An 18,443-nucleotide genomic window follows, 5' to 3' on the forward strand; every position below is an offset into this window, starting at 1 on the left:
CTAGAGTTCGAGGACCGGTTCCGCGCGCCCCGACGCCAGGGAGCGTTCGGCCGCCGCGAGGGTCTCCGTGAGCCGCAGGCCGAACCGGGCGTCGCACGGGTGCGCCGGGCCGCCGCGCGCCGCCGCCAGCAGCGTGTCGACGGCGCGGGCCAGCGCCTCCTGGGCCGTGCCGGTGCCCGTCGGCATCGCCGACACGCCCAGCGTGCCCCGCAGTTCGACCGTGGTGCCGGCCGCCGCCGGGGGCGTGGTCAAGCTCAGCGTCGACGTGCTGGAGACGCCGCCCGCGTGCTGGAACACGAGATGCACCGTGTCACCGGGGCCGGCGTGCGCCGCCACCGTCCGCACGTCGCCCAGGATCGGCAGCAGCACGGAAAGGGCGTGCGGACCGACGTCCCACAGGGCGCCCTTCTCGGCCCGCCACGGTGTCGTGGCCCGCACGTGCGCGTCGTCGCCGGGCGTGTACAGCGCGGCGTTCCAGTCGGCGCGACCTGTGAACCAGCCGTCCGTTCCGGCCTGTTCGGCGACCCAGGCCGCGGTGACCGGTGCGTGCCGCAGCGTGCAGAAGACGGTCGACGCGACGCCCGCGGTGTCCGCCGCCTCCACGACGGCGCGGGCCGCGTCGGGACGGGTCGCCAAAGGCTTGTCGAGGAGCAGATGACAGCCCGCCGCGGCGGCCCGCGCGGCGAGCGGGGCCTGCACGTCCGGCGGCACCGCGAACGCCACGACGTCGCTCGCCGCGAACAGGGCGTCCACATCGTCGTACGCCGTCGTGCCGTGCTCCGCCGCGAGCTCGGCCGCCGCCTGTGGCCTGCGCCCCCAGATCCCGACGAGGTCGACGTCCTTGTGGGCATCGAGCGTGGGAGCGTACGTCCGCCCGGCCCATGAGCCGGTGCCGACGAGGCCGAAGCGCGCAGGGCGGGAATCGGTGAGCGGGGTGGAAGTGGTCATGAACGGCAGTATCCGCCAGTTGGTTGCCCCATGCACAGAGGGCGGGCCGAGTGGTAGAGACAGGGCATGGGGTTCGGAGAATACTGACGCACCGAACCGGTCGACCGGAGACACATGAATACTGCACCGATATCGGCGCCGCGCCCGCGCGAGCGGTTCGCCGTGCCCGTGCTCGCCTTCGGCGGCATCCTCATGGCGGTCATGCAGACCGTCGTCGTCCCGCTCCTGCCCGATCTGCCGCGGCTGACCGGCGCCTCGCCCGCCGCCGTGTCCTGGATGGTCACCGCGACCCTGCTCGCAGGCGCCGTCCTCACCCCGGTCCTCGGCCGGGCCGGCGACATGTACGGCAAGCGGCGCGTGCTGCTCGGCGCGCTCGCCCTCATGACCGCGGGCTCGGTGGTGTGCGCGCTGACCTCCGACATCCGGGTGCTCATCGCCGCCCGCGCCCTGCAAGGCGCCGCGGCCGCCGTCGTGCCGCTGTCCATCAGCATCCTGCGCGACGAACTCCCGCCGCACCGCACCGGATCCGCCGTCGCCCTCATGAGCTCGACGGTCGGCATCGGCGCGGGCCTCGGCCTGCCGCTGGCCGCGCTCATCGTCCAGTACGCCAACTGGCACGTCATGTTCTGGGCGACCAGCGCCCTCGGCGCGCTCGGCCTCGGCCTCGCCTGGTGGGCGGTGCGCGAGTCACCGGTCCGCTCCCCGGGGCGCTTCGACCTGCTCGGCACGCTGGGGCTCGCCGCGGGCCTCGTCTGCCTGCTGCTCGGCGTCTCGCAGGGCGGCCAGTGGGGCTGGGGGAGCCCCGCCGTCCTCGGCCTGTTCGCGGGCGCCTTCGTGGTCCTCGGCCTGTGGGCGTGGCAGCAACTGCGCATCGAGCGGCCCCTGGTGGACCTGCGCCTGGCCGTCGGCCGCCGGGTCGGGCTTCCGCACCTCGCGGCGCTGTTCACCGGCTTCGCCTTCTACGCCAACTCGCTCGTCACGGCGCAGCTCGTGCAGGCCCCCGTCGCCACCGGCTACGGGCTGGGCCTGTCCATCGTCGCGACCGGCCTGTGCATGCTGCCCAGCGGCATCATCATGCTGCTGTTCTCACCGGTCTCGGCCCGGATCTCCGCCGTACGGGGCCCTCGGATCACGCTCGCCATCGGGGGCGTGGTCCTCGCCATCGGCTACGCGGTCCGTATCGTCGACAGCACCGACCTGTGGGTGATCCTCGTCGGCGCCGCCGTCGTCTCGACCGGCACCACCCTCGCGTACTCGGCGCTGCCCACGCTGATCCTGCGTGCCGTCCCGGCCTCCGCGACGGCCTCCGCGAACGGCGTCAACGTCCTCATGCGCACCATCGGGCAGGCCGTCTCCAGCGCCGCCGTCGTCGCCGTGCTCGTGCACCACACGACGCGGGTCGGCGGCGCCGAAGTACCGTCCCTGGCCGGTTATCAGCTCGCCTTCGCGATGGCGGGTTCGGTGGCCCTGGTGGCGGCGGCGGTCGCCCTGGCCGTCCCCTCCGACGGCCCGTCGGGCCGCACCGTCGCGGGCGCCGCGGCCCCGGCGCCCACCGCGAAGAGAGCGTGAGGAGGCGACCGCCGACGTCTCTCAGGCGTGCTGAACGTGCGGCGGCTCGAACCCGACGACGGTGCGCGCGCCGTCGGCCCAGTGAACCGTCAACTCCCCGTCCAGGAGGGCGACATCGGACGCGGCGTCCACGAGGGGCGTGTGCGGCGGCTCCGCGCCGAGTGCGGCCAGCGCCGCCAACACCGTCGTCCCCTCGACGTCCGCTGCCAGGCGCGGGACCCGTACCCACGGCTCGAACGCCGTGCCCTGGGGCGCACGCACTTCGTCCCGCCGGTCCCAGCCGCGCAGGCCGACCAGCTCCGAGTGCAGCGCCTCCGTGGCCCAGCCGGTGAGCGTCACTCGCGCCCCGTGCGGGGCACCGACCACCCGGTGCACGCGCAGCTCGTACGCGCCGCGCGCCACGGTCACGCTCTCGACGCGGAGCCCCGGCACCATCGGCGGACCGGACGTGAACACCGGCCGGTGCCAGGACGCCGCCCAGCCCCAGCCGTCGCCCTGACCCGCCCCCAGCGGGTGGATGCGGCGCCGGGCGCTGGCGATGCCGCCGACCTCGACCGAGAGATGGTTGTCCGCCGCGTTGGACGGGGACGTGGGCCCGGTGTGCGTGGAGTAGGCCTGGTGGCTGTAGAGGGAGTCGGCCTCGGCCGCGTCCTCGCCCTCGAAGGGGCGGACGTGGTCGCTGCCGTGGTTGTGCAGCCGCACGATGCCGTCCACCTGCGTGGACTGCACCAGCAGGCCGGGCGCGGGCAGCGCGAGCACCCGGTCGGGGCCCTCGCTCGGCGCCACTTCCTCGGTCGCCGTCCACAGCGGATCGTCCTCGCCCGCCAGCAGCGAGACGAATCCCTTCGATGCCCAGTACGGGGACGCCGGGCCCGAGTAGTTCTGCAGCGTCGCGTCGTGCGGGCCGTGCCAGCCGAGGCTGAGCAGACCCTCGTCCGTGACGCCGCCACGGTCCAGGAAGTAGCGCAGGTTCCCGCTGATCAGACGGCGTGACGCGCCCGGGGACAGCGGCGTGTGCCCGGTGACCGCGCCGATGCCGACGGCCGCCGACGCCGCGAACCGGTAGGTGAGCGAACGCCCGAAGTGGATCGGTGCCCCGTCACCGCCGAAGAGCAGCGAGAACCCGTCGAGGTGCTCGCGCAGCCGCGGACCCATTCGCTGCGACAGGGCGGAGTCGCCCGTCAGGTGCGCGTGCAGCATCGGGTACAGGTGCAGCGCCCACCCGTTGTAGTGGTCGAAGGCCCGGCCGTCGCCGTCGCGGTACCAGCCGTCGCCCTCGTACCAGGTCTCCAGCAGGTCGAGCGCCCGCTGGATGGCGCGGGCCGTCGCCGCGTCGGACCGGCCGACGGACTCCAGGAACGAGGCCACCATGAACGGGAAGAGGTACCAGTTGTTCGGCGCGGGCGTGTGCGCGATCGCGCCGCGCAGCCACTTCTCCGCCCGGTCCTGTACGTCGCCGTCGAGCCGGTCCCACAGCCACGGGCGCGTCAGCGACAGGCCGAGCGCCACCGACGCGGACTCCACCATCGGCTGGCCCTGGATGTGGTGGTCGAGGATCAGCGGCCAGGACTCGGCGTCGTCGCGCCCCGGCGTGCGGGTGCCCGCCGCGAGGCCGGACGCGTACCGGTCGAGCCAGCCGTGCGGGTCCTTGCCCTGCGCGCCCGCGACCCGGAAGCCGGCCGCCAGGAAGGTACGGGCGTACCCCTCGAGGCCGTCCGAGCGGACACCGGACGCCGAGGGCCGGCCGGGCAGGTCGAGCAGCGCGCCCTCGGGCGTCGCCCACCGCCAGGCCGCCCCGAGCAGTCCGTCGGCGACGGCCTCCCAGTGCGCACGGGTGAAACCGGTGTGCGGGCTCAACTCCCGGTCTTCTGCCGGGAGATCGAACGGGGTGGTTGTCATGCGAGGTACGCCAGCCTTTCGCGTCGTACGGGATGGGCGAAGCCGTCGCCCCTGGACCAGCGCGTCAGTTCGCCGACCGCGGTGTCGGCGAGGCGCTGCCACTCGCTGCCCTGGGAACCCGCCAGATGGGGGGTGATCAGCGCGTTCGGGCAGTCCCACAGCGGGTGGTCCGCGGGCAGCACCTCCGGGTCCGTGACGTCGAGGACCGCGCGGATGCGGCCCGCGCGGACCACGTCGGTCAGGGCGTCCTGGTCGACGACGGCGCCGCGCGCGGTGTTGATGAGCGTGGCGCCCGGCCGCATCGAACTCAGCAGCTCCCTGCTGACAAGCCCGGTCGTGGCGGGCAGCAGCGGCGTGTGGACGCTCAACAGGTCGCTGCGCGTGAAGAGTTCGGGCAGGCCCACCCGCTCCACTCCGAGCTCCGACGCGTCCTCCTCGGAGACGTACGGATCGTGCAGCAGCACCTCGAAGTCGAAGGGGCGCAGCAGTTCGATCACGCGGCGGCCAATGAGCGAGGCGGACAGGAGGCCCACCGTGCGGCGGTAGTTGCCCACCTCGGGCGAGGTGAGCAGCCAGTCGCCGCGCTCGCGCTCGCGGTGGAAGTCGCGGGCGCGTTCGAGCACGTGCTTGCCGTGCAGCAGGATCATCGCGAGGGTGTACTCGGCGACCGGTAGCGCGTTCGCCGCCGCCGCCGAGGACACCGCGATGCCACGCTCCCAGCAGGCATCGGTGACGTGCCCTCGCACCGAACCGGCCGAGTGCACCACGGCTTTGAGCGCGGGCGCCGCCGCCAGTACGTCGGCGTCGAGCGGCGGGCAGCCCCAGCCGGTGACGAGCACCTCGACGCCGGCGAGCACCTTCTTCGCCCGCTCCGTCGTCAGAGCGTCGAGTACGGGAAGCGGGGCGAGGTCGCAGACCTCGGTCAGCGCGGCCATCGACCGCGGCGTGAAGACGGCCGCCGCGGCCTGGGGGGACATGACCAACGCCGCGCGGAGCCTGCTCACTTGACCGACCCCGCCGTCAGGCCGGACTTCCAGAAGCGCTGGAGGAAGATGAACGCGAGGACGAGAGGAAGGACCGCGAGGAGCGAGCCCATGATCACCACCGGGTAGTACTCGGGCGAGACGGTCGCCTGGCTGTTCCATTGGAACAGGCCGAGGCTGACGGGATACAGATCTTGGTCGGACAGCATCACCATCGGCAGGAAGAAGTTGTTCCAGATCGTGGTGAGCTGGAAGAGGAAGACGGTGACCAGGCCGGGGCCCAGCATCCGCAGCGCGACCTTGAAGTACGTCGCGAGTTCGCTCGCGCCGTCGACGCGCGCGGCCTCCAGGACCTCGTTGGGTACGTAGCCCTGGGCGAAGATGCGGCCGAGGTACACGCCGAACGGGTTGAACAGGACCGGGATGAACACCGACCAGAAGGTGTTCACGACGCCGGTCGCCGACGCGATCAGGTACAGCGGCAGCGCGAGCACCGTCTGCGGCACCATGACCGCCGCGAGCACCAGGCCGAACAGCTTCTCCTTGTGCCGGAAGTGGTACTTGTCGAAGGCGTAGCCGCAGGCCACGCTGATCAGCGCGCCGATGGCGGCGCCCGCGACCGCGTACAGCAGGCTGTTGCCGTACCAGCGGCTGTACAGGCCGCCGTCCATCGCGAACAGGTCCTTGAGGTTCTGTACGAGGGAGAAGTCGCTGAAGGACAGGATGTTGCTGCTGAACAGGGCGTCGCGGGACTTCGTCGAGGCGAGGACCAGCCACAGGACCGGAAGCAGCGTGTAGAGGACGGAGATCGCGACGACGACATTGACCGTCGCGCGCCCCAGCGTCCGGGGGCGAAGGAGGGTGGAGTCGGTGGCGCTCATCGGGCTTCCTCCTCGGCCGAGTTGACGCGGTTGGTCCAGCGGGTGACCCCGAAGGAGACGGCGATGGTGATGATCAGCAGGATCACCGAGGCGGCGGCCGCGAGCGAGTAGTTGTTGCGGCTGAACGCCGCGTCGTAGATGTACATGCTCGGCGAGAACCGGGTGTCGACCATCTGCGAGGACTGGTGCAGCAGCATCGGCTCGGTGAACAGCTGCAACGCCCAGATCAGCGTGAACATCGCGACCATGACCACCGAGGAGCGCACGAGTGGGGTCTTCACCTGTAGCGCGGTGCGCACCGGCCCGGCGCCGTCGACGACGGACGCCTCCAGGACCTCGCGGGGGACCGCTTGCAGGGCCGCGTAGAAGATGACCATGTTGTAGCCGAGGTTCGACCACAGGGCGATGTTCACGATCGACGGCAGCGTGGTGTGCAGACCGAGGAAGTCGACCTGGATGTCCGCCGAGCCGAGTGCCTCGACGATCGGGCTGATGCCCGGCGTGTAGAGGTACAGCCAGATCAGCGCGGCGATGATGCCGGGCACCGCGTGCGGCAGGAACAGGCCCAACTGGGCCCAGGACCGCAGCCGTACGACACCGGAGTCGAGCAGCAGCGCCAGCGTGAGCGAGCCGATCACCATCAGCGGGATGTAGATCACGCAGTACAGCGCGACCGTGCCGAGCCCGGACAGGAACGTCGGGTCGGTGATCACGGCGGCGTACGAGCGCAGGCCCACGAAGACGCTGCGTTCGGGGCCGAAGCCGAGGCCCGGTTGGTCGTCGCTGAAGAAGCTCATCCACACCGCGGTCCCGACCGGGATCAGGAAGACCAGCGTGAGCAGGACGAAGAACGGCGCCATCAGGACGCCGGCCGCACCGCCGCGGCGGCGCTTGGCCGCCCGCTGTGCCTTGTGCGCGTCATCCCTCGTCGCCTGAGGGGCGGGTGGGGCCGAGCGGGCTTGGGCTGTTGTCGCGGTCATGGGTCACCTGCCTTTCGGGGTGCGGGCGTTCACGTGGAACGGGTGGTGGTATTGAGGCCGAGCGCCTTGAGATCAGGCATCGTGCCCTCCTGCGCGGCGCGCACGGCGGACAGCAGCGACCCGGAGCCGGCGCCCGCACGGGCGAACGCGTCCTGCATGACATAGCCGGTCGCGGTCATGCGCGGGCCCCAGACCCAGCCGTCGCGGATCTTGTGCGCCTCTTCCTCGAAGAGCCGATAGATGTCCTGACCGCCGTAGTACGCCTTGTCGAACGCCTTGCTGCCGACCGGGACCAGATCGCTCACGGTGGGGTACTGGCTGCTCGCGCCGCTGGACAGACGCGCCTTGAGGGCGTCGGGGTGCGAGACCTGCCACTCGATGAACTCCATGGCGGCCTCGGGCTTCCTGCTGTCCTTCGTGACGGCGAACGTGGATCCGCCGTGGGTGCCCAGGGACGGCTTGTCCGGTGTCCACTGGGGGAGCGGCGCGATGCGCCACTGGCCCTTCTGCTCGGGGCGCGCGTTCATCTGCGCGCCCGCGTCCCAGGCCCCGCTGAGCCGGGTCAGTACGAGGCCCGTGCCGAGCTGCGCGTCGGCGATGCGGGCACTGGAGGCGTTGCTGTAGACGAGTTTCTCGTCGATGAGGCGCTGCCAGTACGCGGCGATCTTCCGCGTCGGGGCGTCCGCCATGGAGACGTTCCACGCGCCGTGTGAGGTGTCGAACCACTGGGCGCCCGCCTGGCAGGCCCAGGCGGCGAACTGCGTCATCCCGTCGGTGGGGAACAGCGTGAGCCTGCGCCCGCCGCCTGTCCGCCGCACCTTTCGTGCCAGCTCCGTGAACTCGTCCCAGGTGGCAGGGATGTCGAAGCCGTACTTGTCGAACAGGTCCTTGCGGTAGTGCATCACCATCGGCTCGATGTCCAGCGGCACGCTGTGGGTGTGCCCCTCGAACGTGGTCTGGCCGAGCGCCTGCGGAAGCAGCTTGCGGCGCAGCTTGTCGCTGATGAGCCCGGTGATGTCGCGCGTGACACCGTCGATGGCGAAGCCCGGCAGCTGGGGGTACTCGATGGTGGCGACATCGGGGGCGTTGCCCGCGCGCGCCGCGTTGCTCAGTTTCAGATAGCCGCCCTGCGTGCCGGACGGAACCTGCTCGTAGTCGACCTGGATGTGGTCGTGCGTCTTGTTGAACTCGTCCACCACCTCCTGGCTGCCGCGAAGGGCGGACCAGAAGGTGATGGTCGTCTTGCCTGTCCTGCTTGAGCTAGAGCTTGCCGACGACGCGCTGTCGTTCCCGCTGCAGGCGCCAAGGGCGCCCGTCAGGGGCAGCGCGGTGATCGCGGCGAGCACCGATCGACGGCTCTGTCGACCAGGCATGGGCGCCTCCCGCGGCTCCTGCGTGTTCGAGTCACGGGAATCCTGATCGGTTCACGAGATGCGGTCAATAGATCGATCAGAAGAAAATAAAACGATCAAACGCTCAGTGTGCGGCGGGAGTTGAGGGCTGCGGGTCGCGATACGGGGCGGAACGGGTGGAACCGCGCACCTTGAGCGTCGGCAGCAGTTCGGCCCGGTGGGCGGGGCCGCCCGCTCCCGCGCCCCGGCCCAGGCGGTGCAGCAGCAGCTCGGCCGCCGCCCGGCCGACCTCCGCCTTCGGCGGGGACACGGCGGTCAGGGGAGTGCTGCCGAGCCCGGCGACCACGTCGTCGTACGCGATCGCGGAGCAGTCCTCCGGGACGCGCACGCCCGCGTCGCGCAGCGACTGGACGAGCATCAGCGCGTCGACGTCGCCGTGCAGCAGGGCGCCGGTGGCCCCCAACTCATCCAGCAGAAGGGGTAGTTCCAGGGGCTTCACCGCAGGCTCCGCCTCCGGCTCGGGGACCGCTCCGGGGGAGCTGAGGGCGACCGCCCACTTGTCGACCTGCGGATGGTCCGCCGCGATCTCGGTGAACGCGGCACGCACCGCGCGCGCCGTCGGGCTGTCGTCGCGCGCGGCGAGCACGATGCGGCGGTGGCCGAGGGCGGTGAGGTGCTCGACGGCGAGGTGCACGCCGTACCAGTGGTCGGTGCACACGGTGTCCACGGCATGCAGCGCGCTGCCCCTGCGCGGCCTGCGCTCCATCACCACCGTGGGCACGTCCACCCGCGCGAGCCAGGCGTAGTCGGCCTCCTCGGTGGCGAGGCTGCGCCAGCGCGGCGCGATCAGCAGCCCGCGGGCCCCGTCCGCCAATGCCCGCTCCACGAGGGGCTGTTCGGCGCCCGGGGCGGCGGGGGCGATGTGCAGGGCGATCCGGACCCCGGCCTCCTCGAACGCGGTGCGGGCGCCGTGCAACATCTCGTAGAGGTACGCGTGCCGCTCGGGGACGACGACGGCGACGGGGCCGCCGTCCGGGCCGAGGTCAGGGGCCGGTGCCCGGCTCGCGCCCTGTTCCTGGCTCCGGTCGTGGCCCTCGTCCTGCTCCGGCAGGATCGGGCGTGCGACGCCGTGCCCGCGGCGCAACTTGCCGGCGCGGGCGAGCTCCTCCACGTCGCGGCGGAGCGTCACCACCGACACCGCGAGCTCCGTGGCCAGATCGCTGACCCGTGTCGCGCCGCGCGCCTGCACGGCGGCGAGAATCCGCTGCCGCCTGAGATCGACCGGTTCGCGCATGCTGGTGGCCCCCCTCGTGTCCCGCTGGTCCCGCTGTTCGTTTGAGCGTTTCGCTGAACGCTTCGGCCGAGCATAACCAGCGGGCGGCGTCGGACGTCAGCCCTCCGTCGGATTCGGCTCCGGCGGTACGCGATCGAGGACGATGCCGAAGTGCTGGTCGTAGGCCTCGAGGACGGAGGCGTTGGTGGGAAGCTCGGTGAGAGTGCGCTCGCCGTCGACGGTGGCGGTGAGCGTATGACCGCTGAGGGTGATCCGGCCGTCCTCGGTGAGCAGCGAACAGACGACGGACTGGGTGAAGTGGGAGGCGGGTGAGGTGCGGTGGTACCAGGCGCCCGCCTCGAAGTCCCGTAGTGCGCGCGGGCGTTGCTCGAGCAGATACTGCGAGTCGCCGTCCCGTAGTACGAGAAGGTCGCCCTCGGCCGCGCCCTCGACCGCGTCCGCGTCGACGTCCTCGATCCGGAACACCCCGGCCGGATCTGGCTGATCGCCCCGCTCGTCGAAGGCCAGCGGATAGTGCGTGTGCGTGCCGAACCCGACGTCCGCGAGCCACGTCGTCCCCTCGGCCGTACGCACGCGCAGCGCCATGTGGTCGTAGGGGATGCCGAGGCGGCTGTCCTTGCCGGCGACCCGTGCCTGGAGCGGTGTCACCTCGAAGCCGAGGGCTAGAAGCAGGGCGCCGAACGCGCCGTTGAGCTCGTAGCAGAAGCCGCCGCGGCCGCGGTCCACCACCTTCGCGACCAGCGCGTCGGCGTCGAGGACGATCTCCTCGCCCAGGTGCACGGAGAGGTTCTCGAACGGTACGGCGAGCAAGTGCGCCAGGTGCAGTGTGCGCAACGCATCCGCGGTGGGTGCCGCGGGGCGGTCGGCGCCGATGCGGTTCAGGTAGGCGTCGGTGCGGTGGTGATCCATGACGCCAGTGTCACCGACGGACGGCGCAGAGTCCGGGTCGCCTGACCTTCACCCGGCCTTCATCCGGTCTTCCGCGCCGACGACCGGTTCACGGCGTGACCGGCAACTCCAGCACACTGTTGCCGACGAACCCGGTCGGCTGGCGCAGCTCCCCCTCCGGGGCGGCGAGCGCGAGATCGGGGAAGCGCCCGAACAGGCGCTCCAGGGCGATCGTCGACTCCAGGCGGGCCAGCGGGGCGCCCACGCAGTAGTGGGCGCCGTGGCCGAGCGAGAGATGACGGTTCTTCACCGCACGCCCGACGTCGAACCGGTCGGCGTCCGAGCCGTGGGCGGAGGGGTCGCGGCCCGCCCCCCGAGTATCCTGCGAGCACCGGGGTGCCCTTCGGTATCACCGTGCCGTCGACGACGAGGTCCCGCTTCGGATACCGGAACGGGAAGTAGCTGACCGGGGCGTCCCAGCGCAGCGTCTCCTCCACGACGTCGGACCAGGTCGCCTCCCCGGCCCGCACGAGGGCCAGTTGCTCGGGATGGGAGCACAGCGCGCGCACGGCGTTCGTGATCAGGTTCAGCGTCGTCTCGTGGCCCGCGACGACGAACAGCATCAGCGTGCCGATCAGCTCCTTCTCGGCGAGCCGGTCGCCGTCGGCCTCGCGGGCCGCGAGCAGCGCGCTGGTGAGATCGTCGCCCGGTGCCTCGGCGCGAGCAGCGGCGATCCGCGTGAGGATGCCGACCATCTCCCGGTTGGCGGCGAGGGCCGCCTCCGGCGTGATGTGCGTCGACACGATCTGGCTCGACAGATGGTGCAGGCGCCCTCGGAACTCCTCGTCCACGCCGAAGAGTTCGCAGATGACGCCCATGGGCAGCGGCATGGCGAAGTGCGCCCGCAGATCGGCCGTGCCGCCGCCCGCCGCGGCGGCAGCGGCGAGGTCGTCGAGCAGTTGCTCGGTCAGCTCCTCGATGCGCGGGCGCAGTTCCTCGACCCGCCGCGCCGTGAACGCCCGGCTCACCAGGGACCGCAGCCGCCGGTGGTCCGCGCCGTCGACCGTGGTCATGCCGCGCACCGTCGCGAACGTGCGCAGCGGCCAGCCCTCGGGTATCCGGCCCTCGGCGAGCTCCGTGAAGTGCCGGGGGTCCTTGCCGACATCGGGGTGCGCCAGGAACTCCCGCAGCGCGTCGTGGCCCAGGATGAGCATCCCCGGCACCTCCCCGGGCAGCACCACGGGGGTGACGGCGCCCTGGGCGCGCAGCCGCACGTTCCGCGCGTGCGGGCAGCCGCCCGCCGGGTCGATGCGGTGCGGCTGGTCCGAGGAGACAGCGGTCATGTCGAGCTCCTTGCAAGCCGGAGAAGTGGCGATGCACCGGAACACGACCGACACACCCGATGCGGATCACACGATGCTAGGGCGACTCGGCCTCCAGGCCCAGACCGTAGATCCGCTCCAGCAGCCACGCCTCGTTGCCCGCGAGGCCCGCCCTGCTCAGTGCCTCGTCGGCCTCGGCGATCGGCACGGTGAGCACCGCCGCCGTGGCCGGTGGCTCGGATGTGGAGAGCGCCGCGCGTGCCGTGTGCATGAGACGCAGGCAGGCCTGCGCCGCGGCCAACTCGGGGTTGATGGTCAGCTGTCCGTGGTTCCTGGTCCCGTTCATGACTCCACTCTTGCGCATGGGTCTGACAATTCCGCCGAGCCGGCGCGGGACTACCCTCGGGAAGATCAACCCGTTGGAGAGGAGGGTCCCGCTCTTGTCGTCCCCACTCGCGTTCTCCCTGTTCGACCCGGCCGCCGGGCAAGGCCTGCGGCAGCTCGCCGAGTTGAGTCTCGCCCTGGTGCTGTCCACGCTGATCGGGGCGGAGCGCGCCGTCCAGCAGAAGAGTGCGGGGCTGCGCACGCACACCCTCGTCGGCGTGGGGAGCGCGCTGTTCATGGAGGTGTCGCAGCACGGGTTCAACTCCGTGCTCGGCATGGACAGCGTGTCGTTCGACCCGTCCCGCGTCGCCGCGCAGATCGTCTCCGGCATCGGCTTCATCGGCGGCGGCCTCATCTTCGTGCGACGCGACGCGGTGCGCGGACTGACCACCGCGGCGACCGTCTGGCTGACGTGTGCCATAGGAATGGCCTGCGGCGGCGGCCTGCCGCTGCTCGCGTTCGCCGCGACTGCCTGTCACTTCCTGGTCGTGCGCGGCTACCCCTGGCTGACGCGGCGCGTGCCGGCCCTGGCCACCGAGCGGCGCTCGGGCCTGCACCTCGCCTACCGGGTCGGTTCCAGCGTCCTCACCCGCGTCCTGGAGGAGTGCACGAGCCGCGGATTCCGCGTCGTCGAACTGCGCAACGACAGCGCCGACTGGGAGCCAGGCGGCCGGGGCCGGTCCGGGACGATGGCCGTACGCATGGAGATCGAGGGGGCGTCCGACGTGCCGCAACTGGTGGCCGTGCTTGCGGAGTTGGACGGGGTGCTGGACGTGGCGTCGCTGGCGGCGGCACCGGACGAGTAGCCCGCAGGGCCTACGTCCGTGTCCCGTGCCACGACCGCCACAGCGCCGCGTACGCGCCGTCCGCCGCCACCAGTGCCGCGTGCGGGCCGAGTTCGGTGAGCCGGCCGTCCTCCATGACGGCCACCCGGTCCGCGTCGTGCGCCGTGTGGAGACGGTGGGCGACGGCGATGACGGTGCGGCCGTGCAGCACCGCCGCGAGGGCCCGTTCCGTATGGCGTGCCGTCGCCGGGTCGAGCAGGGCGGTCGCCTCGTCGAGGACCACGGTGTGCGGGTCCGCGAGTACCACGCGGGCCAGGGCCAGTTGCTGCGCCTGCGGACCTTCGAGGCGCAGGCCACCGGCGCCGAGTTCGGTGTCCAGTCCCTGGGGGAGCGCGTCCGCCCAATCGTCCGCGCCGACCGCCGCGAGCGCCGCGCTCAGCTCCGCGTCGTCCGCCTCGGGCGCGGCGATGCGCAGGTTGTCGCGGACCGGGCCGAGGAACACGTGGTGCTCCTGCGTGACCAGGACGATGTGGCGACGCAGCTGTTCGGGCGCGAGAGCGGTGACCGGGACACCGCCGACTCCGACCGTCCCGGTGTGCGGCGCGTCGATCGCCGCGATGAGCTTGCTCAGCGTGGTCTTGCCCGCCCCGGACGGGCCGACCACTGCGAGCCGCTCGCCTGCCCGCACGGTCAGGTCCACCCCGTGGACGACGTCGCCGCCGCCCTCGTACGCGTAGTGGACCGAGCGCAGTTGGATGGTGTCGCCGGACGGGGAGGCCGCCTCGTGCGCGGGCGCGCGTCGTGCCGCACCGCCGATGCCCTCGACGCGGGCGAACGAGGCGCCGCTGCTCTGCAGTTGCTCCACCCAGAACAGGATCGTATTCAGCGGGCCCGACATCTGGCGCAGATACAGGGCGCACGTGACGATCGCACCGAGGCTCGGACCGCCGTGCGCGTGCAGGGTGCCGCCGACAAGGAGGACGGCGGCGACCGGCAGCGCGTACGAGAAGTCGACCGAGGGAAACAGCACGCTACGTAGGGACAGGGTGCGCATGCGCGTGCGGTGGCTGTGCCGGATGCCCCGCTCGCACGCCTGGATGCGCTGCTCCTGGAGACGGAAGGCCTCGACGGTGTGGGCTCCCGAAGCCGTCGCCGCGAGCTGCTCGGCGACGTGCGAGTCGGCCTCGCCCTGGGCGAGATACGCGGTGCGGGCCCGGCGCAGATACCAGCGCACCGCCACCGGGATGCCCGCCAGGCAGCACAGGGAGACCAGGCCGAGCACCGGCTCGACCACGACGACGGCGCCCGCGAGGAACACCACCTGCGCCGCCGACACGAACACGTCGGGGCCCGCGTCGCGCAGCGCGCTGCGCGACGGCCGCCACGTCGTTCGTGCCCCGGTTCGTGAGGTCGCCGGGCCCCACCCGGTCGACCACGGAGGCGGGAAGCGCCAGCGCCCGGTCCACGAACCGGACCCGCACCCGCGCCGCCGTCCGCTCCCCGAACCGGTGCCCCACCAGGCGCGCCCAGCGCAGCAGCAGGAGTTGGGCCACGGCGCAGCACAGGATCACCAGGGCCGCCCGGTCGACGTGCGCCACACTCGTGCCGCCCCGCACATCGTCGACGATCCGGCCGAGCAGCCAGGGCCCGACGATCCCGACGCCCGCCGCGAGGCAGTTGAGAACCAGCGTCGAGACGAAGGCCCGCCGGTCGGCACGGACGAGTTCGATCGCGGCACGGCGCACAGCGCCGCGCCCGGCGACGGGGAGCGAGGCGTGGGGAGAGCTCATGAATCGGCTCCCGCCGCCGGCACGGCACCCGGTTCCGGGACGGCCTCCGTGCCCCGAGCCACCAGGCGTCGGTACTCCTCGTCGCCGGCCAGTAGTTCGTGGTGGCCGCCCGTGGAGCGGACCGTCCCGTCGTGCAGGAAGTACACCTCGTCCGCCCGGTCGAGCAGGGGCGGGGAGGTGCCTGTGACGAGCGTGGTGCGGCCGTGCCGCGCCGCCCGGAGCCGGTCCGCGGCGCGCGCCTCCGTGTGGGCATCGAGGGCCGACGTCGGTTCGACGGCGAGGAGGATCTCGGGGTCCGCGTGCAACGCCCGTGCCAGGCGTAGCCGTTGACGCTGGCCGCCCGACAGGTTGCGCCCCTGGGCCAGGAGAGCGCCGCCCGGCAGATCGTCCGCCGCAGCCGCGTGCAGGGCGGCCGTCACCGCCCCGTCGTCCGGGGTGTCCCGGCCCGCGACCGCCTCCCGCACCGTCCCCGCGAACAGATCCGCGTCGGGCGCCGCGAGCAGGATCCGGCGCCGAACCTCCGCCAGGTCGACCGCATCCAACACGACGTCAGCCCAGGTGGCCGACGTCGGTGCGAAGCGACCCAGCCGGTCGACCACGGCCGCCGCCTCGCCGGCCCGCGCCGACACCAGCGCTGTGAGCCGCCCCGGTGTGACCGTCACCCCGGACTCCGGATCGTGCAGAGGAGCGCCCTCCGGCGGACCCGGAACGGGGGAGCGGTGACCGCCCGACTCCGGTTCGAGGGACAGGAACCGCAGCACTCGCCGCGCCGCGACGAGCCCGCGCCCCAGGTCGTAGCCACCCTCGATGAACGCCTCGACCGGCACGACCAGCATCGCCACGTACCCGTACACGGCCACCAACTCGCCGATGGACAGCTCCCCCTGGGCCGACATCCGGGCGCCCAGCCACGTCACCACGGCGAGGAACACCGCGGGGAGGCCGACGGCGAGCGCCTGGATCCAGCTGATTACGCGCGCCACCCGGTAGCCCTCCTCCCGCAGCTCGGCCGTGTCCTGCCGCAGCCGGCCCGCGTACACGTCCTTGCCGCCGAGCCCGGCGAGCACCCCGAGGCCCCCGACGAGGTCGGCGAGGCGCGACGCCAGCACGCCCTGCCGTTCCCGGTAGCCGGACTCGGCGCCCTGGAGGCGCGTGAGCAGCGGCCCGAGCGCGCCGGCGAGCAGCGGCACGCCCAGCAGGATCACCGCCGCGAGCAGCCCCGAGATCGACAGGAGCAGCCCGGCCACCACCGCGTACGCGACGACCGCGCCGACGCCGGGGCCCGCGATCGTCAGCGTCTGGCTGATGCGTTGAACGTCGCCGACGCCGATGGTGACGACCTCACCCGCCGCGACGCGCCGCGGCAGCGCGGCCCCGAGCAGGGTGGCGTGCCGTGTCACGAGCCGTGTCGTTCGGAACGTGGCATCGAGGCGCACCCGCGTCATCGTCCGGTGCCGCATGATCGCGAGCCACGCGTTGACCGCGCCGAGGACGACGAGGGCGCCGCACCACCCGTACAGCGCACGGGAGTCGCCGGCCCGCAGCCCTTCGTCGACCGCGCGCGACAGGATGTACGGCGGGAGCGCGAGCCCCACCATCCACAGGCTGCCGAAAAGTGCGCCCGTGGCGACGCGGCCGCGTTGGCGCGCGACGAGCCATCCCAAGTAGCGGGCCGGTCCGCGCAGTTCCGGGACACCGGGATCGACGGCCCAGTGGCCCTCGTCGGGCACGTCCGTGGTGGTGTCACTCATTGACGCACCCTATGCGGGCCGTCGGAGCCCCCGGTGGATCACCTGCGGGTCAGTTGCAGCCGCAGGCCGCGCGGCATCAGCGTCAGCCGCTCCGTGATGGCGAGCCGGTAGTCGGGCTCGGGTCGCAGGTCGTAGCGGCGCAGCAGCAGGCCGAGCACCAGCGTCGCCTCGTGCAGCGCGAACTGGCGGCCGATGCAGGCGCGGGCGCCCGTGCCGAAGGGCTTGAAGACGTGGCCGGGCCGGGCGCGGACCGCCTGCGGAGTGAACCGCTCCGGGTCGAAGGCTTCCGGGTCCTCGCCCCACGCGGCCTTGTCGCGGTGCAGCATCGTCGTCAGGACCAGCGCCCACGCGCCGCGCCGCATCGGATGCGACCCGCCGAGCGTCGTGTCCGCGAGCGCCTCGCGCGCGAACGCCGGTGCCGTCGGCCACAGTCGCAGCGATTCGTCCAACACCCGCCGCAGATAACGCAACTTGGCGACCTGCTCATAGGCGGGGACATCGACGTCGCCCCAGACACGGTCGACCTCGTCGCGTGCCTTGGCGAGGATCTCGGGGTTCTGCGCGAGGTAGTGCAGCGCGAAGGAGAGCGCGCCCGACGTCGTCTCGTGCCCGGCCACCAGGAACGTGATGACCTGGCGGCGGATGTTCTCCGGTGACAGTCGCTCGCCGGTCTCCGGGTGTGTCACCTCCAGCATCCGGTCCAGGAGGTCACCGGGCCCGCCGTCGGCGGCGCGGCGCGCCGCGATGACCTCGTCGACCGTGCTGTTGAGGTACGCGCGGTCCGCCGCGTTGCGCTTCTCGGCGCCGCGCAGGAGCACGGACGACAGGAGCGGAGGCACCACGTTGCGGCGCTGCGCGAAGGTCAGGGCGCCGACCATCGCCGTGACGAACGGGTGCGGCCGCTCGCGCTCGAACGAACCGAAGTCGTGCCCGAAGCCGGTCCGGGAGATCGTCTCCAGCGTCAGCTTGGTCATGTCCGCCGGCACGTCGACCGTACGGCCCGCGGCCTCGCTCGTATCCCAGGAAGCCATCAACTGCCCCGCCACGTCCAGCATCAGCGGGTGGTAGCCCGCCATCGCGTCGCGGCTGAAGCCCGGGGCCAGAATATCGTGCGCCAGCTGCCAGTTGGGCTCGTGGTTGTACGCGGTGAACAGGCCGTCGCCCGCCATTGGACGCAGATTCGCGACGCCGAGCCCGACGTGCTTGGCGAACCGCGACTCGTCGGCCAGCTCCGCCGCGAGATCCGCGCCCGCGACGAACACGATCTCCTTGCCGAACCCCTTGCGCCGGAAGATCGGCCCGAGTTCGGCGGCGAGCTTCATCGAATCCTGCAGCGGGGAGCGGACGTTCGCTCCGACCACATCGCCGATGAACGGGACCCGGCGGGGCGGGGCCGGGATGCGGTCCAGACGCGGCCACCCCTGCTCGGCACTGCGAAATCCTCGCGGCAGCGGGGGTCCCGCGGCCTGTGTCACCTGCGCCATCGTGCCCATCTCCCTTGCGTCGGTGCCCCGTTGGAACACCTCGCCCACACTGTTAGACGTGGATTCAATAACGAGCCACAGTCTGATCCTGTTATTGAACTCACGTCAAGTAAGGTGCGGCGTGTCCAGTAGG

General features: G+C 72.2%; 13 protein-coding genes and 2 pseudogenes. 2 read left to right on the forward strand and 13 right to left on the reverse strand.

Annotation, left to right across the window (positions count from 1 at the left end; translation table 11 throughout):
• Positions 1-948: a Gfo/Idh/MocA family protein gene (locus tag ACWD2L_RS06245; RefSeq protein ID WP_351331459.1), complete on the reverse strand. Its 948-nt coding sequence runs from the start codon at positions 946-948 to the stop codon at positions 1-3.
• A gap of 114 nt (positions 949-1,062) precedes the next feature.
• Here ACWD2L_RS06245 and ACWD2L_RS06250 point away from each other — a divergent pair, with 114 nt between their 5' ends.
• Entirely contained in the window at positions 1,063-2,517 is a 1,455-nt protein-coding gene (locus ACWD2L_RS06250; protein ID WP_351331460.1) for an MFS transporter, read from the forward strand.
• A gap of 21 nt (positions 2,518-2,538) precedes the next feature.
• Here the strand turns inward: ACWD2L_RS06250 and ACWD2L_RS06255 are convergent, their stop codons facing one another.
• The 9 genes and pseudogenes from ACWD2L_RS06255 to ACWD2L_RS06295 form a co-directional block, all read right to left on the reverse strand.
• A complete protein-coding gene (locus ACWD2L_RS06255) occupies positions 2,539-4,416 on the reverse strand; it encodes a DUF2264 domain-containing protein (RefSeq protein ID WP_351331461.1) in 1,878 nt (625 codons plus the stop codon).
• Positions 4,413-5,393, reverse strand: coding sequence for a hydroxyacid dehydrogenase (locus ACWD2L_RS06260; protein ID WP_351331462.1), 981 nt, complete (start codon positions 5,391-5,393; stop codon positions 4,413-4,415). Before ACWD2L_RS06260 ends, ACWD2L_RS06255 begins: the two co-directional genes overlap by 4 nt.
• A 23-nt stretch (positions 5,394-5,416) precedes the next feature.
• Positions 5,417-6,280 (reverse strand): carbohydrate ABC transporter permease, encoded by an 864-nt coding sequence (locus ACWD2L_RS06265; protein ID WP_351331463.1) that lies wholly within the window; start codon positions 6,278-6,280, stop codon positions 5,417-5,419.
• Positions 6,277-7,260: a carbohydrate ABC transporter permease gene (locus tag ACWD2L_RS06270; protein WP_351331464.1), complete on the reverse strand. Its 984-nt coding sequence runs from the start codon at positions 7,258-7,260 to the stop codon at positions 6,277-6,279. Before ACWD2L_RS06270 ends, ACWD2L_RS06265 begins: the two co-directional genes overlap by 4 nt.
• A 29-nt stretch (positions 7,261-7,289) precedes the next feature.
• Positions 7,290-8,633 (reverse strand): ABC transporter substrate-binding protein, encoded by a 1,344-nt coding sequence (locus ACWD2L_RS06275; protein ID WP_351331465.1) that lies wholly within the window; start codon positions 8,631-8,633, stop codon positions 7,290-7,292.
• Between the two features lie 103 nt (positions 8,634-8,736).
• A complete protein-coding gene (locus ACWD2L_RS06280; protein WP_351331466.1) occupies positions 8,737-9,906 on the reverse strand; it encodes a substrate-binding domain-containing protein in 1,170 nt (389 codons plus the stop codon).
• Between the two features lie 96 nt (positions 9,907-10,002).
• Positions 10,003-10,815, reverse strand: coding sequence for an arylamine N-acetyltransferase family protein (locus tag ACWD2L_RS06285; protein ID WP_351331467.1), 813 nt, complete (start codon positions 10,813-10,815; stop codon positions 10,003-10,005).
• A gap of 88 nt (positions 10,816-10,903) precedes the next feature.
• A pseudogene (locus ACWD2L_RS06290) lies at positions 10,904-12,137 on the reverse strand (cytochrome P450 family protein).
• Positions 12,138-12,213: 76 nt separating this feature from the next.
• Entirely contained in the window at positions 12,214-12,462 is a 249-nt protein-coding gene (locus ACWD2L_RS06295) for a hypothetical protein (RefSeq protein WP_351331469.1), read from the reverse strand.
• Between the two features lie 94 nt (positions 12,463-12,556).
• Between ACWD2L_RS06295 and ACWD2L_RS06300 the strand changes: the two genes are divergently transcribed.
• The gene (locus ACWD2L_RS06300) at positions 12,557-13,306 is read left to right on the forward strand and encodes an MgtC/SapB family protein (protein WP_351331470.1); all 750 of its coding nucleotides are present in this window, start codon (positions 12,557-12,559) and stop codon (positions 13,304-13,306) included.
• Between the two features lie 10 nt (positions 13,307-13,316).
• On the opposite strand, the pseudogene ACWD2L_RS06305 reads toward ACWD2L_RS06300, so the two are convergent.
• The 3 genes and pseudogenes from ACWD2L_RS06305 to ACWD2L_RS06315 all read right to left on the reverse strand — a co-directional run bounded on the left by ACWD2L_RS06305 (position 13,317) and on the right by ACWD2L_RS06315 (position 18,310).
• A pseudogene (locus ACWD2L_RS06305) lies at positions 13,317-15,075 on the reverse strand (ABC transporter ATP-binding protein).
• The gene (locus ACWD2L_RS06310) at positions 15,072-16,826 is read right to left on the reverse strand and encodes an ABC transporter ATP-binding protein (RefSeq protein ID WP_351331471.1); all 1,755 of its coding nucleotides are present in this window, start codon (positions 16,824-16,826) and stop codon (positions 15,072-15,074) included. Before ACWD2L_RS06310 ends, ACWD2L_RS06305 begins: the two are co-directional and overlap by 4 nt.
• A gap of 38 nt (positions 16,827-16,864) precedes the next feature.
• Entirely contained in the window at positions 16,865-18,310 is a 1,446-nt protein-coding gene (locus ACWD2L_RS06315) for a cytochrome P450 (RefSeq protein ID WP_351331472.1), read from the reverse strand.
• Positions 18,311-18,443 lie beyond the last annotated feature (133 nt).

Source organism: Streptomyces sp. NPDC002754 (assembly GCF_053592315.1).